A 19,781-nucleotide genomic window follows, 5' to 3' on the forward strand; every position below is an offset into this window, starting at 1 on the left:
CTGCAGGATTGTCGAGGTTGCCGGCCAGCGGCCGGCACTACCCGTATCCGCTCAGCGCGGATCGCGCGACGCACGGCGGCCGAACCACCAGCCCAACAACAACTGCACCGGCAATGAAACCAGCAGGCCGATGACGAACCACTGTGGGAAATCGCCCCCCATCATCCACAGGCCATAGCCCGCGCCGAGTACCAGCAACGACCAGATCGAGGTGCCATGCGCGCGTGGCCAGCACGGCGCGTAGTAGGTGGCAAAGGCAATGGCGGCGATGCCGCCGAGCACGGTGAACGCCAGGTCCCAGCCGAGCTGCGCCTCGCTTCCCGGTGTCATGCCCAGCAGCGATGGCAGCCAGCCAGCCGCACTGCTGACCAAGGCCAGCGCGAGCAACGCGCCGATCAGGGCGAGCAGGGAGAGAAAGATGGTCTTGAGCGTGGCGGGCATGCGCGCATTGTACGGCCGCCAGGCTGCCCGGCGCTGCGGGCAGATCGGCATGGCCGCCGTGCCCGTGGGAGAGGGAAACGGACACAGCGGCCATGCACAGGGGGGTCAGGCAGCGAAGTCGATCACCACGCGGCCTTCTATGGTGCCGGCATGCATGCGCGCGAACACCTCGTTGACGTTCTCCAGGCGGTCGGTGCTGACCGTGGCGGCGACCTTGCCTTCAGCAGCGAACCGCAGCGACTCCTGCAGGTCCAGGCGGGTGCCGACGATCGAACCTCGCACGGTGACGCCGTTGAGCACCATGCCGAAGATGTCCAGTGGGAAATTGCCCGGTGGCAGGCCGTTGAGCGAGACCGTGCCGCCGCGACGGACCATCCCCAGCGCCTGTTCGAACGCCTTGGGTGAAACCGCGGTAACCAGTGCACCATGCGCGCCGCCGATCTCCTTCTTCAGGAACGCGGCCGGATCGGTGGTGCGCGCGTTGACCGTGACCTGCGCGCCAAGACGCCGGGCCAGCACCAGCTTGGCGTCATCCACGTCCACCGCTGCAACGTTCAGGCCCATCGCGCGGGCGTACTGCACGGCCATGTGGCCGAGGCCGCCGATGCCGGAGATCGCCACCCAGTCACCGGGCTTGGTGTCGGTGACCTTCAGGCCCTTGTACACGGTGACGCCCGCGCACAGCACCGGCGCGATCTCGACGAAGCCCACTTCCTTCGGAAGCAGGCCGACATAGTTGGCATCGGCCAGTGCGTACTCGGCGAAGCCGCCGTTGACCGAGTAGCCGGTATTGCGCTGCGTTTCGCACAGCGTTTCCCAGCCCCCCAGGCAGTGTTCGCAATGGCCACATGCCGAGTACAACCAGGGGATGCCGACCCTGTCACCTTCCTTGATGTGCCCTACCCCGCCTCCCACGGCCACGACGTGCCCCACGCCCTCGTGACCGGGGATGAACGGCGGGTTCGGTCTCACCGGCCAGTCGCCCTCGGCGGCGTGCAGGTCGGTGTGGCAGACGCCACAGGCCTCGATCTTGACCAGCACCTCGCCCGCCCCCGGGCGCGGTACCACGACTTCTTCGATGACCAGCGGCTTGCCGAACTCACGGACGACGGCGGCCTTCATGGTTCTATTCATGCGTGCTTCTCCGTAGTGCGCTTGCAGACAGGATGGCGCCGGCCCGATGCCCGCGCCTTGATCCCGATCAATCCTCAGAAGAAGCCGAGCTTCTTCGGTGCGTAGCTGACCAGCAGGTTCTTGGTCTGCTGGTAGTGGTCGAGCATCATCCGGTGGTTCTCGCGGCCGATGCCCGACTGCTTGTAGCCGCCGAACGCGGCGTGTGCCGGGTAGGCGTGATAGCAGTTGGTCCATACCCGCCCGGCCTGGATCGCGCGGCCCACCCGGTACAGGCGCGCGGCATCGCGGCTCCAGACGCCGGCACCCAGGCCGTACAGCGTGTCGTTGGCAATCTGCAATGCTTCTTCTTCGGTCTTGAATGTGGTCACCGACACCACCGGCCCGAAGATCTCCTCCTGGAACACACGCATGCCGTTGTGACCCTTGAACACGGTCGGCTGCACATAGAAGCCGCCGGCCAGATCACCACCGAGCGCGGCCTTGTCGCCACCAATCAGCACCTCGGCGCCTTCCTCGCGGCCGATGGCGATGTAGGACAGGATCTTCTCCAACTGTTCGCCCGATGCCTGCGCACCCACCATGGTGTTCGGGTCCAGGGGATTGCCCTGCCGGATTGCCGCCACGCGTTCGAGCACGCGTTCCATGAAGCGTTCGTAGATCGATTCCTGCACCAGCGCGCGCGACGGGCAGGTGCAGACCTCGCCCTGGTTGAAGGCGAACATGACGAAGCCTTCCACCGCCTTGTCGAGGAAATCATCGTCCTCGGCCATCACGTCGGCGAAGAACAGGTTCGGTGATTTGCCGCCCAGTTCCAGCGTCACCGGAATCAGGTTCTGGCTGGCGTACTGCATGATCAGGCGGCCGGTGGAGGTCTCGCCGGTGAAGGCGATCTTGGCGATGCGCGGGCTGCTGGCCAGCGGCTTGCCCGCCTCCAGGCCAAAGCCGTTGACCACGTTGAGCACGCCCGGCGGCAGCAGGTCGCCGATCACTTCCATCAGCACCAGGATCGATGCCGGCGTCTGCTCGGCAGGCTTCAGCACCACGCAGTTGCCGGCGGCCAGTGCCGGCGCCAGCTTCCAGGCGGCCATCAGCAGCGGGAAGTTCCACGGAATGATCTGCCCGACAACGCCCAGCGGTTCGTGGAAATGGTAGGCCACGGTGTCGTCGTCGATCTGCGACAGGCTGCCTTCCTGCGCGCGCAGGCAGCCGGCGAAATAGCGGAAGTGGTCGGCCATCAGCGGCACGTCGGCGTTGAGCGTCTCGCGGATCGGCTTGCCGTTGTCCCAGGTCTCGGCATGGGCCAGCAGTTCCAGGTTCTGTTCGATGCGATCGGCAATGCGGTTGAGCAGCAGCGCACGGTGTGCGGCCGATGTGCGGCCCCAGGCGTCCTTGGCGGCGTGCGCGGCATCGAGTGCGGCGTCGATATCCTCGGCGTTGGAGCGGGCGACCTCGGTGAACACCTGGCCGTTCACCGGCGAGAGGTTGTCGAAGTACTGACCGCTGCGCGGGGCGATCCATTCGCCACCGATGTAGTTGCCATAGCGCGGCTTGAACAGGGAGCGCGGATCGGTGGCATGCGGGCGGGCGGACGGTACGGCGTTCATGGCGGCTCCTGTGATGGGCGTGGTGCCTCCACAGGCGCAAGGACGATGCCAACCCTGGCCTGCTGCGCTGCATCACGCCTTCATCGCCCGGCCATCGGTCATCGTGTCGCGCAGGCTGCGGCAGTGCAGCAGGTATGGCCGTTGCAGGCCGACGCGGGGTGTGCTGTTAATCGGGACAGGTCCCGCAACAACTGTCGCAATGTGCGACACAGGAGGCTGTCGGTGTCCCCGCTTGCTCCCGATCCCCGCCTGGGCAGTGCCCGGCGCAGTTTCTTCGAGCGCGGCGCTGCTCCCGTCGGCGCGGTGCCCGAGGCGATCCTGCATTCCTGGCAACGCTGCCAGCGGCACGGCCTGCTGGTGGATGCGCAGCCGAGCGCCGAACCGCTGACCGACCACCGGCTGCGCGAACTGCGCCAGCGCCGCGAGCGCCTGTGGCGACAGGCCCGTCCGGAGCTGGATGGACTGGCGGCGGAAATGACCCACAGCGGCAGCATCGTGCTGCTGACCGATGAAGACGGCTGGATCCTCGACGCCGAGGGCAGCACCGGGTTCCTCGACAAGGCCGGTCGTGTCGCGCTGATGCCCGGCATGCGCTGGGACGAAGGCACCGTCGGCACCAACGCGATCGGCACCGCGCTGGTGGACGGGCGCGCGCTGCAGGTGCGTGGCGGTGAACACTACTTCGCCCCGCACGGCATCCTCACCTGTTCGGCCGTGCCGATCCTCGATCCCTACGGGCAGTGCCTGGGTGTGCTCGACGTGTCCGGCGATGCACGGTTGCCGCACCTGCATGCGCTGGCGCTGGTGCGGCAGGCAGTGGCACAGATCGAGCATCGCGGTTTTGCCGACGGCCTGGCCGACTGCGAGCTGCTGCGCCTGCATCATCAACCCGCGCTGCTCGGCAGTGCGCGCGAGGGCGTGCTCGGCTTCCGCGGCGGCCGCCTGATCGCGGCCAATCGTGCCGGGCTGGCGCTGTTCGGGCTGGACCGCCAGGACATCGGCCGCACGCCGTACGAAGCACTGTTCGAACAACCGCTGTCGCGGCTGGCCGATGATGGCCTGCTGCTTGATCGTCAAGGTCGTCGTTTGTACGGCGTGCGCGAAGCGCGCGCGTCGCGACGCAGTGTGCCGACGCCGGTGGCGACCGTGCCGTTGCCGGCCCATGCGCAGGGTCCGCTGTTCGATACCGCGCAGCAACAGCAGCTGTCCACAGCCGGGCGTGTGCTGCAGGCCGGGTTGCCGGTGCTGCTGCAGGGCGAGACCGGCACCGGCAAGGAAGTCTTCGCGCGCGAACTGCACACGCGCAGCCTGCGTGCCGGGAAGCCCTTCGTCGCGGTGAACTGTGCGGCGTTGCCGGAAGGCCTGATCGAAGCGGAGTTGTTCGGCTACGAGGACGGTGCCTTTACTGGTGCACGCCGCCAAGGTAGTCCGGGCCTGCTGCGGCGGGCCGAGGGCGGCACGCTGTTCCTCGATGAGATCGGCGACATGCCGCTGGCGCTGCAGCCACGTCTGCTGCGCGTGCTGCAGGAACGCGAGCTGTCACCGCTGGGCGGTGGCAAGCCGGTGAAACTCGATTTCGCGCTGGTCTGCGCCAGCCACTGCGAACTGCCGCAGGCGGTGGATGCAGGGCGCTTCCGTGCGGATCTGTATTACCGCATCGCCGACCACGTGGTCACCCTGGCGCCGTTGCGGCAACACCCTGATCGCGGTGCCGTGGTGGATGCCTTGTGGCAGCAACTGGGGCGCGGCCACATGTTGTCTGCGCAGGCGCGCGCTGCACTGGTGGCCCATGCCTGGCCCGGCAACCTGCGGCAGCTGAGCGCCTGCCTGCGCACGCTGGCCGCACTGGCTGAGCCCGGTCAACCGGTGGATCCGCAGCTGCTGCCGGTGGACGTGCGTGCTGGCACGGTGGCCGCGCCAGCCGTGCCGGCCAGCGGTGCATTGGAGGACATCGCCGAGGCGGCCATGCGCCAGGCGCTGGCAGAATGCCTGGGCAACGTCAGCGCGGCCGCCAAGCGGCTGGGGATCAACCGCAGCACCCTGTACCGGCGGCTGGGTACACCACGCGCTTGAGGGCGTCGGTAGCGCCGGGTCTGTGCCCGGCTCCACCAGCGGCCGAACGATCAGCTGGCCAGCACTGCGGCCTCGCGCGCCAGTCGCTCGACGCTGTCCCAGTCGCGGGTCTGCATCAGCGCGGCGGTGGTCAGCCAGGAGCCGCCCACGCACAGCACGTTGGGCAGGTGCAGGAACTGGCTGGCAGTCTGCGCGCTGATGCCGCCGGTCGGGCAGAAGCGCACATCACCGAACGGGCCGTGCCACGCCGACAGCATCGCGGCACCCCCGGCCTGCACGGCGGGGAAGAACTTGAAGGTATCCAGGCCATGTTCCAGGCCGACGATCAGCTCCGAACCGGTGGCCACACCCGGCAGGTAGGGCAGATCAACATCGCGTGCGGCGGCATACAGCCGTGGCGTCGCCCCGGGCGATACCGCGAAGCGGCCGCCGGCGTCCTTCACGGCCTGCATCTGTGCAGCATCGAGCACGGTGCCGGCACCGACCACCGCGTCCGGCACTGCTTCGACCATGGCCTTGATGGCGTCCAGCGCACGCGGCGTGCGCAGGGTCACCTCGATCACCGGCAGGCCACCACGGAACAGCGCCAGCGCGACCTGCACCGCATCGTCGATGTCATCGGGGGTGAACACCGGAATCACCGGTGCCAGTTTCAGTACCGCACGAACGCGTGGATCAGCGCCGGACATCGAATCGCTCCTCGCCCATCAGGGCCAACACATCAGCTTCGCTGACGGGATTGAAATCGCCGGGAATGGAGTGCTTCAGGCCCCCGGCGGCCAGGCCGAAGCGCACGGTGGCGTCGGCATCGAAGGCGGACAGGATGCCATGCAGGATGCCTGCCGCGAAGGCATCACCGCCGCCGATGCGGTCGACGATGCCCTGCAGCTGGCGTACCGGCGCCTGTGCACGGGTGCCATCGCGGCCGAGCAGCAGCGCGCCCAGCGCATGGTGGTCCACGCTCAGCGTCTGCCGCTGGGTGCAGGCCAGCCACTGCAGCTGCGGGAATGCGTCGAATGCCGCTGCTGCCGCCGCTTCCACGCGCGCGACCACGTCGGCCTGTTCGAAGCGCTGGCCGAGGATGACTTCGATATCGCGGTAGTCGGCAAAGACGATGTCGGCCTGCGCGAACAGTTCGTGCAGGATCGCCCGCGCATCGCCACCCCAGCGCTGCCACAGCTTCGGCCGGAAGTTGCCGTCGAAGGACACGCGCACGCCCAGCGCACGGGCGGCGCGCGCTGCGGCCAGCGTGGCCTGCGCCACGTCCGGGCCCAGTGCCGGGCTGACCCCGGACAGGTGCAGCCACTGCGCGCCCTGCAGCAGCGCAGGCCAGTCGTAGTCGGCGGCGGTGCTGTTGGCGAACGCGGAATCGGCACGGTCGTAGACCACTTCGCTGGCCCGTTGCACCGCGCCGGTGGTCAGGAAATACAGGCCCATGCGGCCGTCGGCATCTTCCCGCACGCCGCGCGTATCGACGCCATGCCGGCGCAGTTCGGCCAGCGCATGCGCGCCGAGCGCGTTGCCGGCGACGGTGCTGACCATGGCCACGTCATGTCCAAAGCGGGACAGCGAGACAGCCACGTTCGCCTCGGCACCGCCGACGTGCACCTGCAGCTGCGGCGACTGCAGCAGCAGCTCGCGACCGGGCGCACCCAGGCGCAGCAGCAGTTCCCCGAAACACACGATACGACCCATTTCTGCTCCTTCACGCGTGCCGCCCGCATGTGACACTGGGCGGCGTGGTAGTGGACCACGCGTGGGGCGTGGAATTGGCTAGCGGTGTCATTTCAATCCCGCCCGGCCTTGCCCTTAGCCTACCAAACTGTTGGAAGCATTGTCCTGCAAGCGTCTTGGAGACATTTCAGATCTGTTGCGGTGCAAGATGCCGGATCGGGAACGTGCTGTTAACGTCCGGCCTGACCAGCGGTGTCATCACGCTGAAACAGCCGCGATACCAGACCTTTGGGAGAGGGGAAAGGCATGCATTCTCGGAACCATGAAAAAAAGACACCGGTTACCTTGCTCGCGTTGGCCGTAGCACTGGCCCTGGCAGGCAACGCCGGCGCGCAGCAGCAGAGCGCCAACCCGAACGCCACCGACCTGGATACGGTCACCGTCACCGGCTACCGCGCCAGCGTGGAGAAGGCGCTGGACATCAAGCGCGGCGAAGCCGGCGTGGTCGATGCCATCGTCGCCGAGGACATCGGCAAGTTCCCCGACCTGAACCTGGCCGAGTCGCTGCAGCGCATCCCGGGCGTGGTCATCACCCGTGAGGCCGGCGAAGGCCGCAACATCTCGGTGCGTGGCCTCGGCCCGGAATTCACCCGCGTGCGCATCAACGGCATGGAAGCGCTGACCACCGTCGGCGCCGGTGACCAGAGCGGCGGCACCAACCGCGGCCGTGGTTTCGACTTCAACGTGTTCGCTTCGGACCTGTTCTCGCAGCTGCTGGTGCGCAAGACCGCCTCGGCCGACGTCGAGGAAGGCTCGCTGGGCGCCACCGTCGATCTGCGCACCGCGCGTCCGTTCGACTACGACGGCTTCACCTTCGCCGCCAGCGGCCAGGCCAGCTACAACGCGATGGCCGAGAAGGCCGACCCGCGCATCGCCGCGCTGGTCTCCAACACCTTCGCCGATGGCACCTTCGGCGCACTGCTGTCGGTGGCCTATTCCGAGCGCCAGGCGCTGGAGGAAGGCTCCAATACCGGCCGCTGGGCCAACGGCCCGAGCAACGGCAACTTCGCCGCGTCCTCGCCGTTCGCTGCTGCGCGTGGCGCCAACGTGTTCCATCCGCGCTTCCCGCGCTACGTGCAGATGGAACACGAACAGAAGCGGCTCGGCGTAACCGGTTCGCTGCAGTGGAAGCCGAACGACGCCACCGAGATCTCGCTGGATGCGCTCTACTCGAAGATCGATGCGACGCGCGACGAGCACTACATCGAAGCGATCTCCTTCAGCCGCGGCGCCAATGCGAGCGCACGCCTGTCGGGCAAGCCGACCACCATCGTCAAGAACGGCGAGATCCGCGACAACGCACTGCTCTACGGCGAATTCGACAACGTCGACATCCGCACCGAGAACCGCCACGACGAGTGGAGCACCGAGTTCAAGCAGATCGCGTTGAACGGCCAGCACCGCTTCGGCGATGACTTCACCCTGTCCGGCAAGCTCGGCATCTCGCGCTCCAAGCATGAGAACCCGGTGCAGACCACGGTCATCATGGACAAGTACGACGTCAAGGGCTACAGCTACGACTACCGTGGCAACAGCCGTGCGCCGGTGCTCAACTACGGCATCGACCCGACCAATCCCAATGGCTGGGAACTGGCCGAGATCCGCCTGCGTCCGCAGTACGTGGACAACGACTTCGACACCGGCCAGATCGACTTCAACTGGAACATCAGCCCGGGCTTCCGCCTGAAGGGCGGCGTGCTGGCCAAGGACTACACGTTCAAGACCGTCGAACTGCGCCGCGCCAGCGAACTGGCCGTGCCCAACTTCGCCGGCGGCAGCAAGATCGTGCCGGTGAACCTGACCGAGCAGGCGGGACTGAAGGGCATCAGCGGCAGTCCCTCCAACTGGGTCGTGCCGAACCTGGATGCGATCGCCGAACAGCTGGACATCTACAGCAACAGCGGCACCTTCGCCGTCGCCCCGCGCGCCAACAACGTGCGCAGCGTCGAAGAGAAGGACCGTGGCGGCTACCTGATGGGCGAGTTCTCCACCGAACTGGGCTCGTTGCCGTTGTCGGGCAACTTCGGCGTGCGCTACGTGCGCACCAAGCAGTCGTCCACCGGACAGTCGACGCTGGCCAACGGCACCGTCGAAACCACGGTCAGCCGCACCTACGACGACACCCTGCCCTCGTTCAACCTGGTGGCTGAAGTCACTCCGGACTTCCTGATCCGCCTCGGTGCGGCCAAGGTGATGAGCCGTCCGGGGCTGGGCAGCCTGACGCCGGGCGCGACGGTGGCCGTGGCCGGTGGTGCACGCACCATCTCCAGTGGCAACCCGGTACTGGATCCGATCCGCGCGACCAATGTCGACCTCGGCTTCGAGTGGTACTTCGCCGAAGGTGCGATGGCCGGCATCGGCCTGTTCTACAAGGACATCGAGAGCTTCGTACAGACCACCCGCGAAGTGCGTCCGTACAGTGACAGCGGCCTGCCGGCCTCGCTGCTGGTCGGCACCGGCGCCTCGGCCACCGATGACTTCACCTACAGCAAGCCGGTCAACACCCCCGGCGGCGAACTGCACGGCGTGGAGGCCAACTACACCCAGCCCTTCACCTTCCTGCCAGGCAAGTGGGCGAACCTGGGCGTGCAGTTGAACTACACCTGGGTGGAATCGAAGATCCAGTACATCAACGCGGCCGGGCAACCGGTGATGAAGACCGACCTGACCGGCCTGTCGAAGTCGTCGTGGAACGCCACGCTGTTCTATGAAGGCGAGAAGTTCGCTGGGCGCATCTCGGCCACCAACCGCGACGACTACCTGACCCAGGCACCGGGCCAGGAAACCGGCTTCAACCTCGACGGCTACCACGGCATGACCGGCACCACGGTGTTCGATGCGTCCATCCGCTACAAGATCAGCGACCAGCTGGAACTGAGCCTGGAAGGCATCAACCTGACCAACGAAGCGTCCGACGAGTGGGTGTACTCGCCGCTGACCGGTCGCCTGCCGCTGCAGTACACCGAGACCGGCCGCCAGTACCTGCTGGGGCTGCGCTACAAGTTCTGAGCAACGCCGACGGCGTGCCACCCGGCACGCCGTCGTTCGCCACGACCGCTGCTGCGCCGCAAGGTGCCGTCGCGGCGTGGCCTTGCTACGGTCCGGCGGCCCTTGCCGGCCGTCGCCCGTTGAAAGGAAACGCCTGATGCCGCACCGCTCGACCCTGTCCCGCTGCCTGCTGCTCGCAGTGGCCCTGGCTGCTGGCCCCGCGATGGCCGCTACCGATGCGCCCACGCTGCTGTTCCACGTCGATGCCGGCAAGGGCCTTGAGGCCGTGGTGGCGCAGGGGGAAGCGGTACCGAACTTCCGCGACAAGGTCGACATCGTCGACGACGGAGCGCGCGGCAAGGCGATCCAATGGCAGGACGACGGCGTGCTTGCCTGGGATGCGCCTGGCAACATCCTTGCCCAGCGCGGCACCCTCGCCTTCAACTGGCGCGCGCGCTACGCGGTGGGCGAAGCTCCGTTCGTGATCTTCCGCGTCGGCTATGCCGACCACAGCAGCTGGGACATGGCCTGGCTGCGCATCGACTGGAACGGGCACGGCTTCGATGCGTTCGTCACCGATGCCAATCTCGCCCGCACGCGTGTGTCGTTCCGCATGGACACGCCGCCGCGCGCGGACCAGTGGCTGCACCTGGCTTTCGCCTGGGATGAAGACCAGGGCGTGCGCCTGTTCGTCGATGGCCGCGAGGTGGCGCGCGCACAGGCCACGGGTGACTACGACGCGGCGCTGGACCAGCTTGGCCTGGCCGGACGGGTGATGGCGCCCTACCAGGTGCAGAGCCGTTACAACTTCCTGCGTGGCAGCGATTTCCAGCACATCCGCGTGTACGACCGCATGCTTGATGCTGCGGCCGTCAGTGCGCTCGCGCGTGGCAAGGCCGCCGCCAGCGCCGTTGCCAGTGCCAACGATGACCGCGCCTGGCAGCATCGCTTCGGTTGGGACGGCGCACCGCCACCGGCATTGAGCGCCGCCGGCACGCGCATCCGCAAGATCGAGTTCGCCGATACCCGCGATATGAAGGCGTGGATGTGGAAGGCCACCGACGGCATCGCCGAGACGACCTGGCCCGGTGTCTACAACCGATCGCGGCTGCCCGGCCGCAACGATTATTTCCAGTTGCCGGACTGGAATACGTATGTGGAAAGCGGACAGCATCTGGATCTGACCGTGCCGGCGGGCGAGACCGTCAACCGCGTGGAGATCCGTGGTGCGGCGTTCGGCACGCTGGCCCATGGCCGCGATGCGGCGCACGCCACGCAGGTGCTGGCAACGCGTCCACAAGGCGTGGTGCGCAGCGTCGACGACATCCCGGCGCAGACCGGGGGCGTGCTGCGTTTCAGCAACGTTGAACAGGAAACGCCGATCCAGGAAATCTGGGCGTACGACGTGAGCGAAGGCGCCGAGCCCGATGGCACGGTCAAGCAGACCTATGTCATCGACAGCCAGGCGCTACCCGACTACACCAACCTGGACACCTTGCGCCGCTACATCGACGGCCGCTACCCGCTCGCCGAACGCAGCACGGTGATGGCGCTGCCGAAGGGCGCAGGCTCGCGACGCCGCAGCGCCGACACGCTGCCGGCTCAGCCGAAGCCGATCGTGCACGTGCTGATTCCCTCCGGCGTGGGCGATGCGCCGGCCAACCAGCCGTTGATCCGCAGCTGGGCCTACAGCTGGGAGAACATGCATGACGGCCTGGACGGCGTGGCCATCGACATCCCCGCGCTGGACCTGCCGACCACGCACGACGGCCTGATCCCGCTGAACATCCGCATCAAGGATCCGATCTGGCCGACGCGCGACATGATCGATGTTTCCGTCTCGGTGCAACCGGGCAAGAAACGCACGTTGTGGCTGGACCTGCGCGACCGCATCCTCACCGCCGACAGCCTGTGGATGAGCATCGCCTCGGCCGCGCCCGGCTTCGATGCGAAGTCCCTGGACGGTGCGCAGGTGCGGCTGGTGTTCAAGCCACGTGCCGAGGCGATCAAGGAACACATAGCCGACCGCTTCAACCAGGTGCGCGACAACTGGGGCTTCCTGGTGGAGGAACACACCACCTCCAAGCGCCAGCGCCTGTACGCGCGCGTATACGCGGACCTGAGCGATCTGCTGCGGGTCGACCCGGACCACGAACTGGGCCGGTTGTACTGGAACTACATCAGCTACAACAGCCAGGGGCGACCACCGTACACCGCACCGGAGGTGCCCAAGGGCGTACCGGCGTGGGCATTCCACCAGGTGCAGGACCTGGCCCAGGTGCGGCAGTTCGTCGACTGGTGGATCGATCAGCGCCAGGTGGCCTACGGCGATTTCGGCGGCGGCATCTCTGATGATTCCGACCTGACCCAGCAATGGCCCGGCCTTGCACTGATGGGTGTGCAGCCGGACCGCTTGAATGCCTCGCTGATCGCATTGTCCGACGCGGTGTACCGCAATGGCATGTTCAGCAATGGCCTGAGCACCATCGAGACCGACGAGCTGCATGCCTACGAGGAAGGCATCAACACCAACAGCGCGATGCTCTACCTCAACTGGGGCGATCCACTGACGCTGGAACGATTGATGGAAACGGTGAAGGCGTTCGACGAGCGCATCATCCTGCGCAATCCGCAGGGTCATCTGCTGTTCTCCAGCAACTGGTTCGGTGGCAACAAGGTCTACCGCGAACCGAACTGGCAGTGGCAGAAGCCGTACTCGTTCCCGGTGCTGCATCCGGCGTTCCTGCTGGGCCAGTACAACGCCGACCCGACCGGGCGCCGGCTGGTGATCGGCCTGGCCGATGGCTATCTGGCCCACGCCGGCAGCGACGACAAGGGCCGCTTCACCCTGCCCAACGAGATCAACTGGGCCACGGGTGCGACCCGCGGCGGCGAGCTCAACAACGGCTCCGGCAGCGGCGACACGATGCACACGTTCTGGGCGGCGTGGCGCTGGACCGGCGATGCGAAGTACCTGCAGGCGCTGGACTACCGCGTGCAGCGCGGCGGGCCCGGCGCGCTGGCCAACCTCGGCGAGAACTATGTAGAGGCGCTGGGCCGGCAGCAGGACTGGTACCCGCTGCTGACCGCCGAGGCCGATGCCGGGAAGACCGGCTTCGCCAGCCTGATGGCATGGCAGGCCAGCGGGGAACGGAAGTACATCGATGCACTGCATGCCGATGGTCTGCAGGCAAAGGTGCAACGTGCGTACATGAACACCGAAGGCCATTGGTGGTCCGACCGGGTGGAGGCGCCGAGCGAGTTCCTGCAGCGTGCGCGGCTGGGCGGCATCGCCCTGAAGCGCAACCAGAGCTGGCCCGGGCACACCGTCAGCTGGCGCTTCGATCGTGAGGGTGCCGCCGAACAGGTGGCGCTGCTGGTGCATGCGCCCTCGCGCGAGCGTTTCACGGTCACCAGCCATAACCTCGGTTCGCGCGTGATCGCCGCCGACATGACCGGTTGGAACGTGGCAAGCGGTACCTGGCGCGTGCGCAGTGGCGTGGATGGCGACGGCGATGGCCGCATCGACGGCACGCCGCGCGAGCGCATGGTGCAGCTGGAAACGAGTGCTTCGGTACCGATGCAGTTCCAGCCTGGCCGCACCGAGGTATTCGAGTTCGAGCGCGTGTCTGCGGGGACGCCGGTGGAAACGCGTCCGGATCTGGGCGTGGGCCGTGGTGATGTGCGGATGGACGGGCGCCAGGTACACGTGACGGTACACGGCCTTGGGCATGTGGCCAGCGGCGTGGGCGTGGCAGTGCTGGAAGATGCGCGGGGCCGCGAGATGGCACGCACCGAAGTGCCGGCGATGGCTGCACCGACTGACCTGTTGCCGAAGACGACGGTGGTGTCGTTGCCGTTGCCGGCCGGTGATCGAAGTGGCCTGCGCGTGCGCGTTGCGCTGGCCGATGGCGGTGAGGAAGTGACGCGGCTCAACAATGTGGCGGACGTGCCGCGGTGACGCTTGACGCTGCGCTCAGGACGCTTCGGTCTCCATCACCTTCACCCGGCGCTGGTACCAGCCGTCATCCAGCGGATCGAACACCGCGCTGCGCTCCATCACGCCCTGGTAGACGTGCACGGATACCGCTATGTCCTCATCGCTGGCGTTGCGCAGCGTGTGGTACTCGTGCGGCGGGATCAGGCTGCCGGCGCTGCCGCGGTGACCATACAGCGTGTCCTGCTCGGCGAAGCGGTGACGCTCGCCACGTTGTTCCAGCAGCGCATACGGGGTCACGATCAACTCGCCCTGCCAGACACCTTCCACGCACCACATCGCATCGTGGTCGTGCAGCGGCGTGCCCTGCCCCGGGCCCCAGCACATCGCAATGACGCTGTAGCCCAGCGTAGGGCTGCGGTGCAGTTCACGGCGTGCGTAATGGCCATCCACCGGGCGACGTACGCAGGGAGGCAGTTCGATCAGCGGATCGATGATGGCCTCGCGCAGCACCCGCTGCAGTGCATCGGTGATCGCCTTCGGATCAACCAGGCAGACGGCGCCGTCGATCCCTGCAATCAAGCGTTCGCGGCCGGTAAACGGCGGTGGCGTGAACATCGCTTCCATGAACCGACTCTAGCCGAGGCGGGTTAACAGAATGTTTGCATCGCGGTGTCATCACTGCGTGCCGCGCTGCACGAACGGCACTTTTGCATAGAGCGCACGCTCTCCCGCGCGTGGATCGTCAACCACGCGGCTGTGCCGATCGAACAGCATCGTCTGCCGTTGTGGCAGTGAATACGGGGCCCATTGCGACATTCCTGAGTGATTTGGGTCGCCGTTGCGCGCAAAGGCGATCAGGGCATCACTCATCGTCGCTGCCAGTGCCCGGGCGTCTTCACCAGCGCCGGTACGCGCACCGGGCAGACCGGCGTTGTCGAACACCAGCGGAATATCCAGTGTGTGGAATGCGCGCAGGCGTCCGTCTTCGACCGGCGACGGCCAATCGAGCTGGTAGGCCCAGGTCGGTGCGGCACCGGTTGTCTGCCGGGCGCGCGCTTCCAGCTCTTCCACCGCGCCGCGCCAGGAACGACCGGCCGTGGTGGCGGCAAAGAACACCTCTGATGGCGTGTAGTGCGGATACAGGCGTCGATATTCTGCGATCACCACCGAAGGCAGCAGATCGACGAACTGCTGTTTCTGCAGCTGCGCCGGCAGGCTGTCCCAGGTCAGCGTGAAGTTGCCGGGGTCGTTGCCAAGGAAAGCGCGCGTCTCATCGCGGGTGTTGCCGATTACCATCGGAATCGACGCCGACTGCGCAGGTGCCTGTGGCCAGAACGGATGCACTGGCAGCACCACGTCATCCAGCACCGGGCCGAAGTACAGCGCGCTGCTTTCCACCCGTGAGGGGTCGCGTGCACGCGTAGCGGCCAGCAGGTCCGCAGTCGGCAGGCGCAGCAACGCCTGCAGGTCGCGCGCGCCCACCGCGTCCATTGCAATCGAAGCGCGTTGCGCCGCCGCACGCGGGCCGGCCGCAGTGACCTGCTGCCCGCTCATCGTCCACGCGCGCTGGAACAGCCCCTTCGCCGCGGGCATCGCCATCAGCGTGGCGATCTTGGCGCCGCCACCGGACTGTCCGAACACGGTGATGTTGCCGGCATCGCCGCCGAACGTCGCAGCGTGCTCGCGCACCCAGTGCAGCGCCTGCACCAGGTCGAGCTGACCGACGTTGCCGGAGGCCGCATAACGCGGATCGCCCAGCGCGCCCAGGTACAGGTAGCCAAAGGTGTTCAGGCGGTGATTGACGGTGACCACCACCACGTCGCCGCGCCGGCACAGCGCGCTGCCGTCGTACAGCGGGTCGCTTCCGGAACCGTTGTTGAAGCCGCCGCCATGGATGTAGACCAGAATCGGCCGCTTGCCGCCGTCGCCCAGTGCCGGCGTCCAGACGTTGAGGAACAGGCAATCTTCGCTGCCGGGACCGTCTGCCCCTGTCTGTGGCGCGCCTGCGGCGTATTCCAGGGCGTCGGCGATACCCCGCCAGCTAGTCTCCTGGCGCGGCGGCTGGAATCGGTAGGCCGCAGTGTCGGCGCCATAGCGCAGACCACGGAACACGTGCACGCCGTGCTCGCGCTGGCCACGCACACGGCCGCTACGGACGCGCGCAACGATCTGCGTGTCATCATGTGGTCCAGGCATCGCGGATACTGGAAGCGCTGCGAGGGTAGCGGTGGCCAGCGCCCAGCGTGCACTGTCGAGCAGGAAACGACGGCGCTGCAGGTTGGCATCCGCTTGGTTCAACGTGCCGCCTCCGTCGCCTGCAGCCAGCGTTGTGCCAGCAGCGGCCACACGGCCAGCGTTGAATCAGGTGGCATGCGCATGCCGAAGCCATGGCCGCCATGCGCGAACAGATGCAGTTCGTGCTCGACGCCTGCCTTGGCCAGCGCCTGCGCCATCACCTCGCTGTTGTGCACGCTGACCACGCGGTCGTCGTTGGCGTGGATCAGCAGCGTCGGCGGCATGTCCGCGCGTACGTGCTGCTGCATCGAGTACTGCGCCGCCAGCGCCGCATCGGCCGGTCCGCCCAGCAGACGTCCGCGTGAGCCGCTGTGTGCATGCGGACCCATGTCGATCACCGGATACACCAGCACCGCGCGGGCGGGACGTGCGCTGAGGTGGTCGATGGCATCGCGCGGCGGGTAGACGGCCGCATCGAAGCCGGTGGCCAGCCTTGCGGCGACGTGGCCACCGGCGGAGAAGCCCATCACCGACACACTGTCGGCATCCAGCTTGCGCCGTGCGGCCTGGTCGCGCACCACGCGCAGTGCGCGCTGTGCGTCTGCCAGCGCCGCCTGGCGATCGCGGCCGGCCTGCGGCAGGCGGTAGCGCAGCACGAACAGGGTATAGCCGGCACGCTCCACCCACTCCGGCACCAGCGCGCTGTCCTCCTTGTCGATCACCACGCGCTGGTAGCCGCCACCAGGAATCACCAGCAGCGCGCGGCCGTTGGCACGGGCCGGCGTGTGCACCAGCAGGTAGGGCGCATCGACCTGGTCGACGAAGCGATCGGGGTGGTCCGGATCATCGCTGCGCTCGACCACGCGTGCAGTTCGCGCAGTGCCCGTTTCACCGGGCACCTGCCCGGCCGGCCACAGGAGTATCTGTTCACCAGGCAGCTCCTTCCCCAGCCGCTCGCCCGCGCGCAGCGGCGCATCGACGGCGGACGCAGAGATGGCCAGCAGCAGGCCGGTCAGCAGGCCGGTCAGCAGCAACAGGACACGGGAAAAACGCATGGTGGGCAGGGCTCCAACGGGGAGGCAACAGAGTGGCCGAGGTCTCCGGCAAGCGCATGTGATGCACTGCGGCTTGCACGATGACACCGGTTTACCATATACACCTCCTGCAGACGCTGTCGATGGGCAGTGCAACAACGTCAGAGGGAGACCGTTCTTGAGCAACGAACACGGCATACATGGGCAGACGCCGCCGCCGGACGATGCGGCCGCGATCGCCCACGCCTTCACCACCGCGCGCCGCGCCGGCCAGGCCCTGCCCGGCTTCCCGGGCCTTGTCCCGCCTGACCTGGTGGCTGCCTACCAGGTGCAGGATCTGGCCATCGCCAGCTGGGATGACCACGTGGTCGGCTGGAAGGTCGGCTACATCGCCGCCGAGCGCCGCGATGCATCCGGCGACGACCGTCTGCTGGGCCCGGTTTTCTCGCGCCAGCTGAAAAATGCTACCGGTGGAACAGTGGACATCCCGGTGTTCGTCGGCGGCTTCGGCGCGGTCGAGGCGGAGTACGTGCTGGAGCTGTTGGAGGACGCTCCAGCCGCGCAGCTGCACTGGTCACCCGAGCAGGCTGAAGCGCTGCCGGCGCGCCTGTACATCGGCGTGGAAGTGGCCAGCAGCCCGCTGGCGACGATCAACCAACTCGGCCCACGCGTGGTGGTGTCCGACTTCGGCAACAACAATGGCCTGGTGCTGGGGCCGGAGATCGCCGACTGGACCGCCCGCGACGAGACCGACCTGCGCGCCGAAACCCTGATCGAGGGCGAGGTGGTCGGTACCGGCGGTGCGACGCGCCTGCCCGGTGGTCTGCGCGCAGCGTACGCATTCGCGCTGTCCCGTTCGGCCATGCGCGGCCGGCCGCTGCGGCGCGGCGACCTGATCGCCACCGGCAACGCCACCGGCATCCATGACATCACCGCAGGACAGACGGCGCTGGTGCGGTTTGCCGGCTTCGGCGAGATTGCCTGCAGGGCCGTGCCGGCCGGGTAACCGCCGCACGGTCCGGTGAACACGCGCGGGAGGGCGCAGATGATCACACGACGACACTTCCTGGCCGGTGGCGCTGCTGCGCTGGCCACCCCGATGCTCGCGGCCTGTGGCCGTGGGCCCGCCGATGCCATCGACGGCGGCCAGCTGCTGACGGCCACTGACGTGCATGTGGCCGACTACCCCACCGTGACCGCGGTGAAGTGGATCGGCGAAACGCTGCAGCGCGAAACCAACGGTCGCCTGCGCCTGCGGCAATACCATTCCGGCCAGCTCGGTCGTGAATCGGAAGCGATCGACATGGCCCGTTTCGGTGCCATCGACATCACCCGCGTGTATGCCGGTGCACTGAACAACGCATTTCCGCTGACCCAGGCACTGTGCCTGCCATATGTGTTCGAGTCGGTGGCACACCAGCGCGCCGCACTCGATGGCGGCATCGCCGAGGCGGTGCTGCGTGGTTTCGAGAGCCGCGACCTGGTCGGCCTGGCGATCTACGATTCCGGCGCGCGCTGCTTCTACAACACCAAGCATCCCATCGTGCAGCCCCGTGATCTGCACGGGCTGAAACTGCGCGTGGCGTCCTCGGACATCTTCATCCAACTGATGCGCCTGCTCGGCGCCAACCCGACGCCGATGTCATTGGGCGATACGTTCTCCGGCATGGAGACGCACATGATCGACGGTGCCGAGAACAACATGCGCAGCTTCCATTCCAGCCGCCACTTCGAGGCCGCGCACTACTGGTCGCAGAGCGATCACTCGTATGCGCCGGACGTGCTGCTGATGTCGCGCACCAGCTTCGAGCGCCTGCAGCCGGCTGACCGCCAGCTGCTGCTGGAGACCGCACGCGCTTCGGTGAAGGTGATGCGCGCGCAATGGGATGCATCCGAAGATGCCGCGCGTCGCGCGGTGCTGGCCTCTGGCGTGAAAGCCAACGAGGTGGACCTTCCCGCGTTCCGCGCCGCCGCCCAGCCGCTGCTGCAGCAGTACCTGCAGCAACCCGAGCTGGCCGCGCTGGTCGCCCGCATCCGCGCTGCCGCCTGAGGACATTGCCATGACCGAGACGACGATTGCCGCCGCCGGCCCCGGCCAGCGCCTGCTGGACCGCATCGCCGACATCGCCATCTACTTCGCCGTGGCCGCGCTGCTGGGGCTGGTGGTGGTGCAGGGCTGGCAGGTGTTCGCCCGCTATGTGATCAACGATTCACCCAGCTGGACCGAGCCGGTGACCCTGCTGCTGCTGGCCACGGCCATGAGCCTGGGCGCGGCCTGCGGCGTGCACACCAACCGCCACTTCGGCTTCTTCCTGCTGCACGCCTACATGGGGGCCGGCCTGCGCCGGGCGGTGGATGTGTTCACCCAGCTGGTGGTGGCCGTGCTGGGTGGCTTCATCGCGTTCTGGTCGGCCGACCTGCTGCTCGATGGCATGGACATCAAGACCGCCGGCGCCAACCTGCCGCAGAGCATCAACTACCTGCCGCTGGCCGTGGGCGGTGCGCTGATGCTGTTGTTCGCACTGAACCGTGCGTGGAAGGCGCTGCATGCCACGGCAGCCAATGCCGACGCCGTCGACGCTGAAGGAGATCGTTGAT

The 19,781-nt window shown here is 67.4% G+C and carries 14 protein-coding genes; 6 read left to right on the forward strand and 8 right to left on the reverse strand.

The features are described from left to right. Positions 1-51 precede the first annotated feature (51 nt). The 3 genes from ACQ5SA_RS15965 to adh all read right to left on the reverse strand — a co-directional run bounded on the left by ACQ5SA_RS15965 (position 52) and on the right by adh (position 3,179). Positions 52-441 carry a hypothetical protein gene (locus tag ACQ5SA_RS15965; RefSeq protein ID WP_108266752.1) on the reverse strand — a complete coding sequence of 130 codons (390 nt, stop codon included), beginning with the start codon at positions 439-441 and terminating at the stop codon, positions 52-54. Between the two features lie 105 nt (positions 442-546). Further along, positions 547-1,575, reverse strand: a complete 1,029-nt coding sequence (adhP, locus tag ACQ5SA_RS15970; protein WP_499314927.1) for an alcohol dehydrogenase AdhP — start codon at positions 1,573-1,575, stop codon at positions 547-549. Positions 1,576-1,649: 74 nt separating this feature from the next. Continuing rightward, positions 1,650-3,179 carry an aldehyde dehydrogenase gene (gene adh / locus ACQ5SA_RS15975; RefSeq protein WP_499314929.1) on the reverse strand — a complete coding sequence of 510 codons (1,530 nt, stop codon included), beginning with the start codon at positions 3,177-3,179 and terminating at the stop codon, positions 1,650-1,652. A 222-nt stretch (positions 3,180-3,401) separates the two neighbouring features. Between adh and ACQ5SA_RS15980 the strand changes: the two genes are divergently transcribed. Further along, the gene (locus ACQ5SA_RS15980) at positions 3,402-5,252 is read left to right on the forward strand and encodes a sigma-54-dependent Fis family transcriptional regulator (protein ID WP_499314931.1); all 1,851 of its coding nucleotides are present in this window, start codon (positions 3,402-3,404) and stop codon (positions 5,250-5,252) included. A gap of 50 nt (positions 5,253-5,302) precedes the next feature. Here ACQ5SA_RS15980 and eda read toward each other — a convergent pair whose 3' ends face one another. Further along, entirely contained in the window at positions 5,303-5,941 is a 639-nt protein-coding gene (gene eda / locus ACQ5SA_RS15985; RefSeq protein WP_499314933.1) for a bifunctional 4-hydroxy-2-oxoglutarate aldolase/2-dehydro-3-deoxy-phosphogluconate aldolase, read from the reverse strand. Further along, positions 5,928-6,947: a sugar kinase gene (locus tag ACQ5SA_RS15990; protein ID WP_499314935.1), complete on the reverse strand. Its 1,020-nt coding sequence runs from the start codon at positions 6,945-6,947 to the stop codon at positions 5,928-5,930. The genes eda and ACQ5SA_RS15990 overlap by 14 nt, the downstream gene beginning before the upstream one ends. 285 nt (positions 6,948-7,232) lie before the next feature. Between ACQ5SA_RS15990 and ACQ5SA_RS15995 the strand changes: the two genes are divergently transcribed. Together ACQ5SA_RS15995 and ACQ5SA_RS16000 are read left to right on the forward strand one after the other, a co-directional pair. Further along, on the forward strand, positions 7,233-9,995 hold the full coding sequence (locus ACQ5SA_RS15995) for a TonB-dependent receptor (RefSeq protein ID WP_499314937.1): 2,763 nt from the start codon (positions 7,233-7,235) through the stop codon (positions 9,993-9,995). A gap of 136 nt (positions 9,996-10,131) precedes the next feature. Further along, positions 10,132-13,935 carry a LamG-like jellyroll fold domain-containing protein gene (locus tag ACQ5SA_RS16000; protein ID WP_499314938.1) on the forward strand — a complete coding sequence of 1,268 codons (3,804 nt, stop codon included), beginning with the start codon at positions 10,132-10,134 and terminating at the stop codon, positions 13,933-13,935. Positions 13,936-13,950: 15 nt separating this feature from the next. Here ACQ5SA_RS16000 and ACQ5SA_RS16005 read toward each other — a convergent pair whose 3' ends face one another. The 3 genes from ACQ5SA_RS16005 to ACQ5SA_RS16015 are packed head-to-tail and all read right to left on the reverse strand — an operon-like array spanning position 13,951 to position 17,204. Continuing rightward, positions 13,951-14,538, reverse strand: a complete 588-nt coding sequence (locus tag ACQ5SA_RS16005; protein ID WP_499314940.1) for a cysteine dioxygenase family protein — start codon at positions 14,536-14,538, stop codon at positions 13,951-13,953. Positions 14,539-14,589: 51 nt separating this feature from the next. Then, positions 14,590-16,212 (reverse strand): carboxylesterase/lipase family protein, encoded by a 1,623-nt coding sequence (locus ACQ5SA_RS16010; RefSeq protein WP_499314942.1) that lies wholly within the window; start codon positions 16,210-16,212, stop codon positions 14,590-14,592. After that, entirely contained in the window at positions 16,209-17,204 is a 996-nt protein-coding gene (locus ACQ5SA_RS16015) for an alpha/beta hydrolase (protein ID WP_499314944.1), read from the reverse strand. Before ACQ5SA_RS16015 ends, ACQ5SA_RS16010 begins: the two co-directional genes overlap by 4 nt. Before the next feature lie 157 nt (positions 17,205-17,361). Here ACQ5SA_RS16015 and ACQ5SA_RS16020 point away from each other — a divergent pair, with 157 nt between their 5' ends. The 3 genes from ACQ5SA_RS16020 to ACQ5SA_RS16030 are packed head-to-tail and all read left to right on the forward strand — an operon-like array spanning position 17,362 to position 19,780. Beyond that, positions 17,362-18,189: a 2-keto-4-pentenoate hydratase gene (locus ACQ5SA_RS16020; RefSeq protein ID WP_434557014.1), complete on the forward strand. Its 828-nt coding sequence runs from the start codon at positions 17,362-17,364 to the stop codon at positions 18,187-18,189. A 39-nt stretch (positions 18,190-18,228) separates the two neighbouring features. Continuing rightward, positions 18,229-19,233, forward strand: a complete 1,005-nt coding sequence (locus ACQ5SA_RS16025) for a TRAP transporter substrate-binding protein (protein WP_499314946.1) — start codon at positions 18,229-18,231, stop codon at positions 19,231-19,233. A 10-nt stretch (positions 19,234-19,243) separates the two neighbouring features. Then, positions 19,244-19,780 (forward strand): TRAP transporter small permease, encoded by a 537-nt coding sequence (locus tag ACQ5SA_RS16030; protein WP_499314948.1) that lies wholly within the window; start codon positions 19,244-19,246, stop codon positions 19,778-19,780. Position 19,781: the final 1 nt, after the last annotated feature.

This window comes from Stenotrophomonas indicatrix (genome assembly GCF_050573115.1).
Taxonomy (GTDB): Bacteria; Pseudomonadota; Gammaproteobacteria; order Xanthomonadales; family Xanthomonadaceae; genus Stenotrophomonas; species Stenotrophomonas lactitubi_A.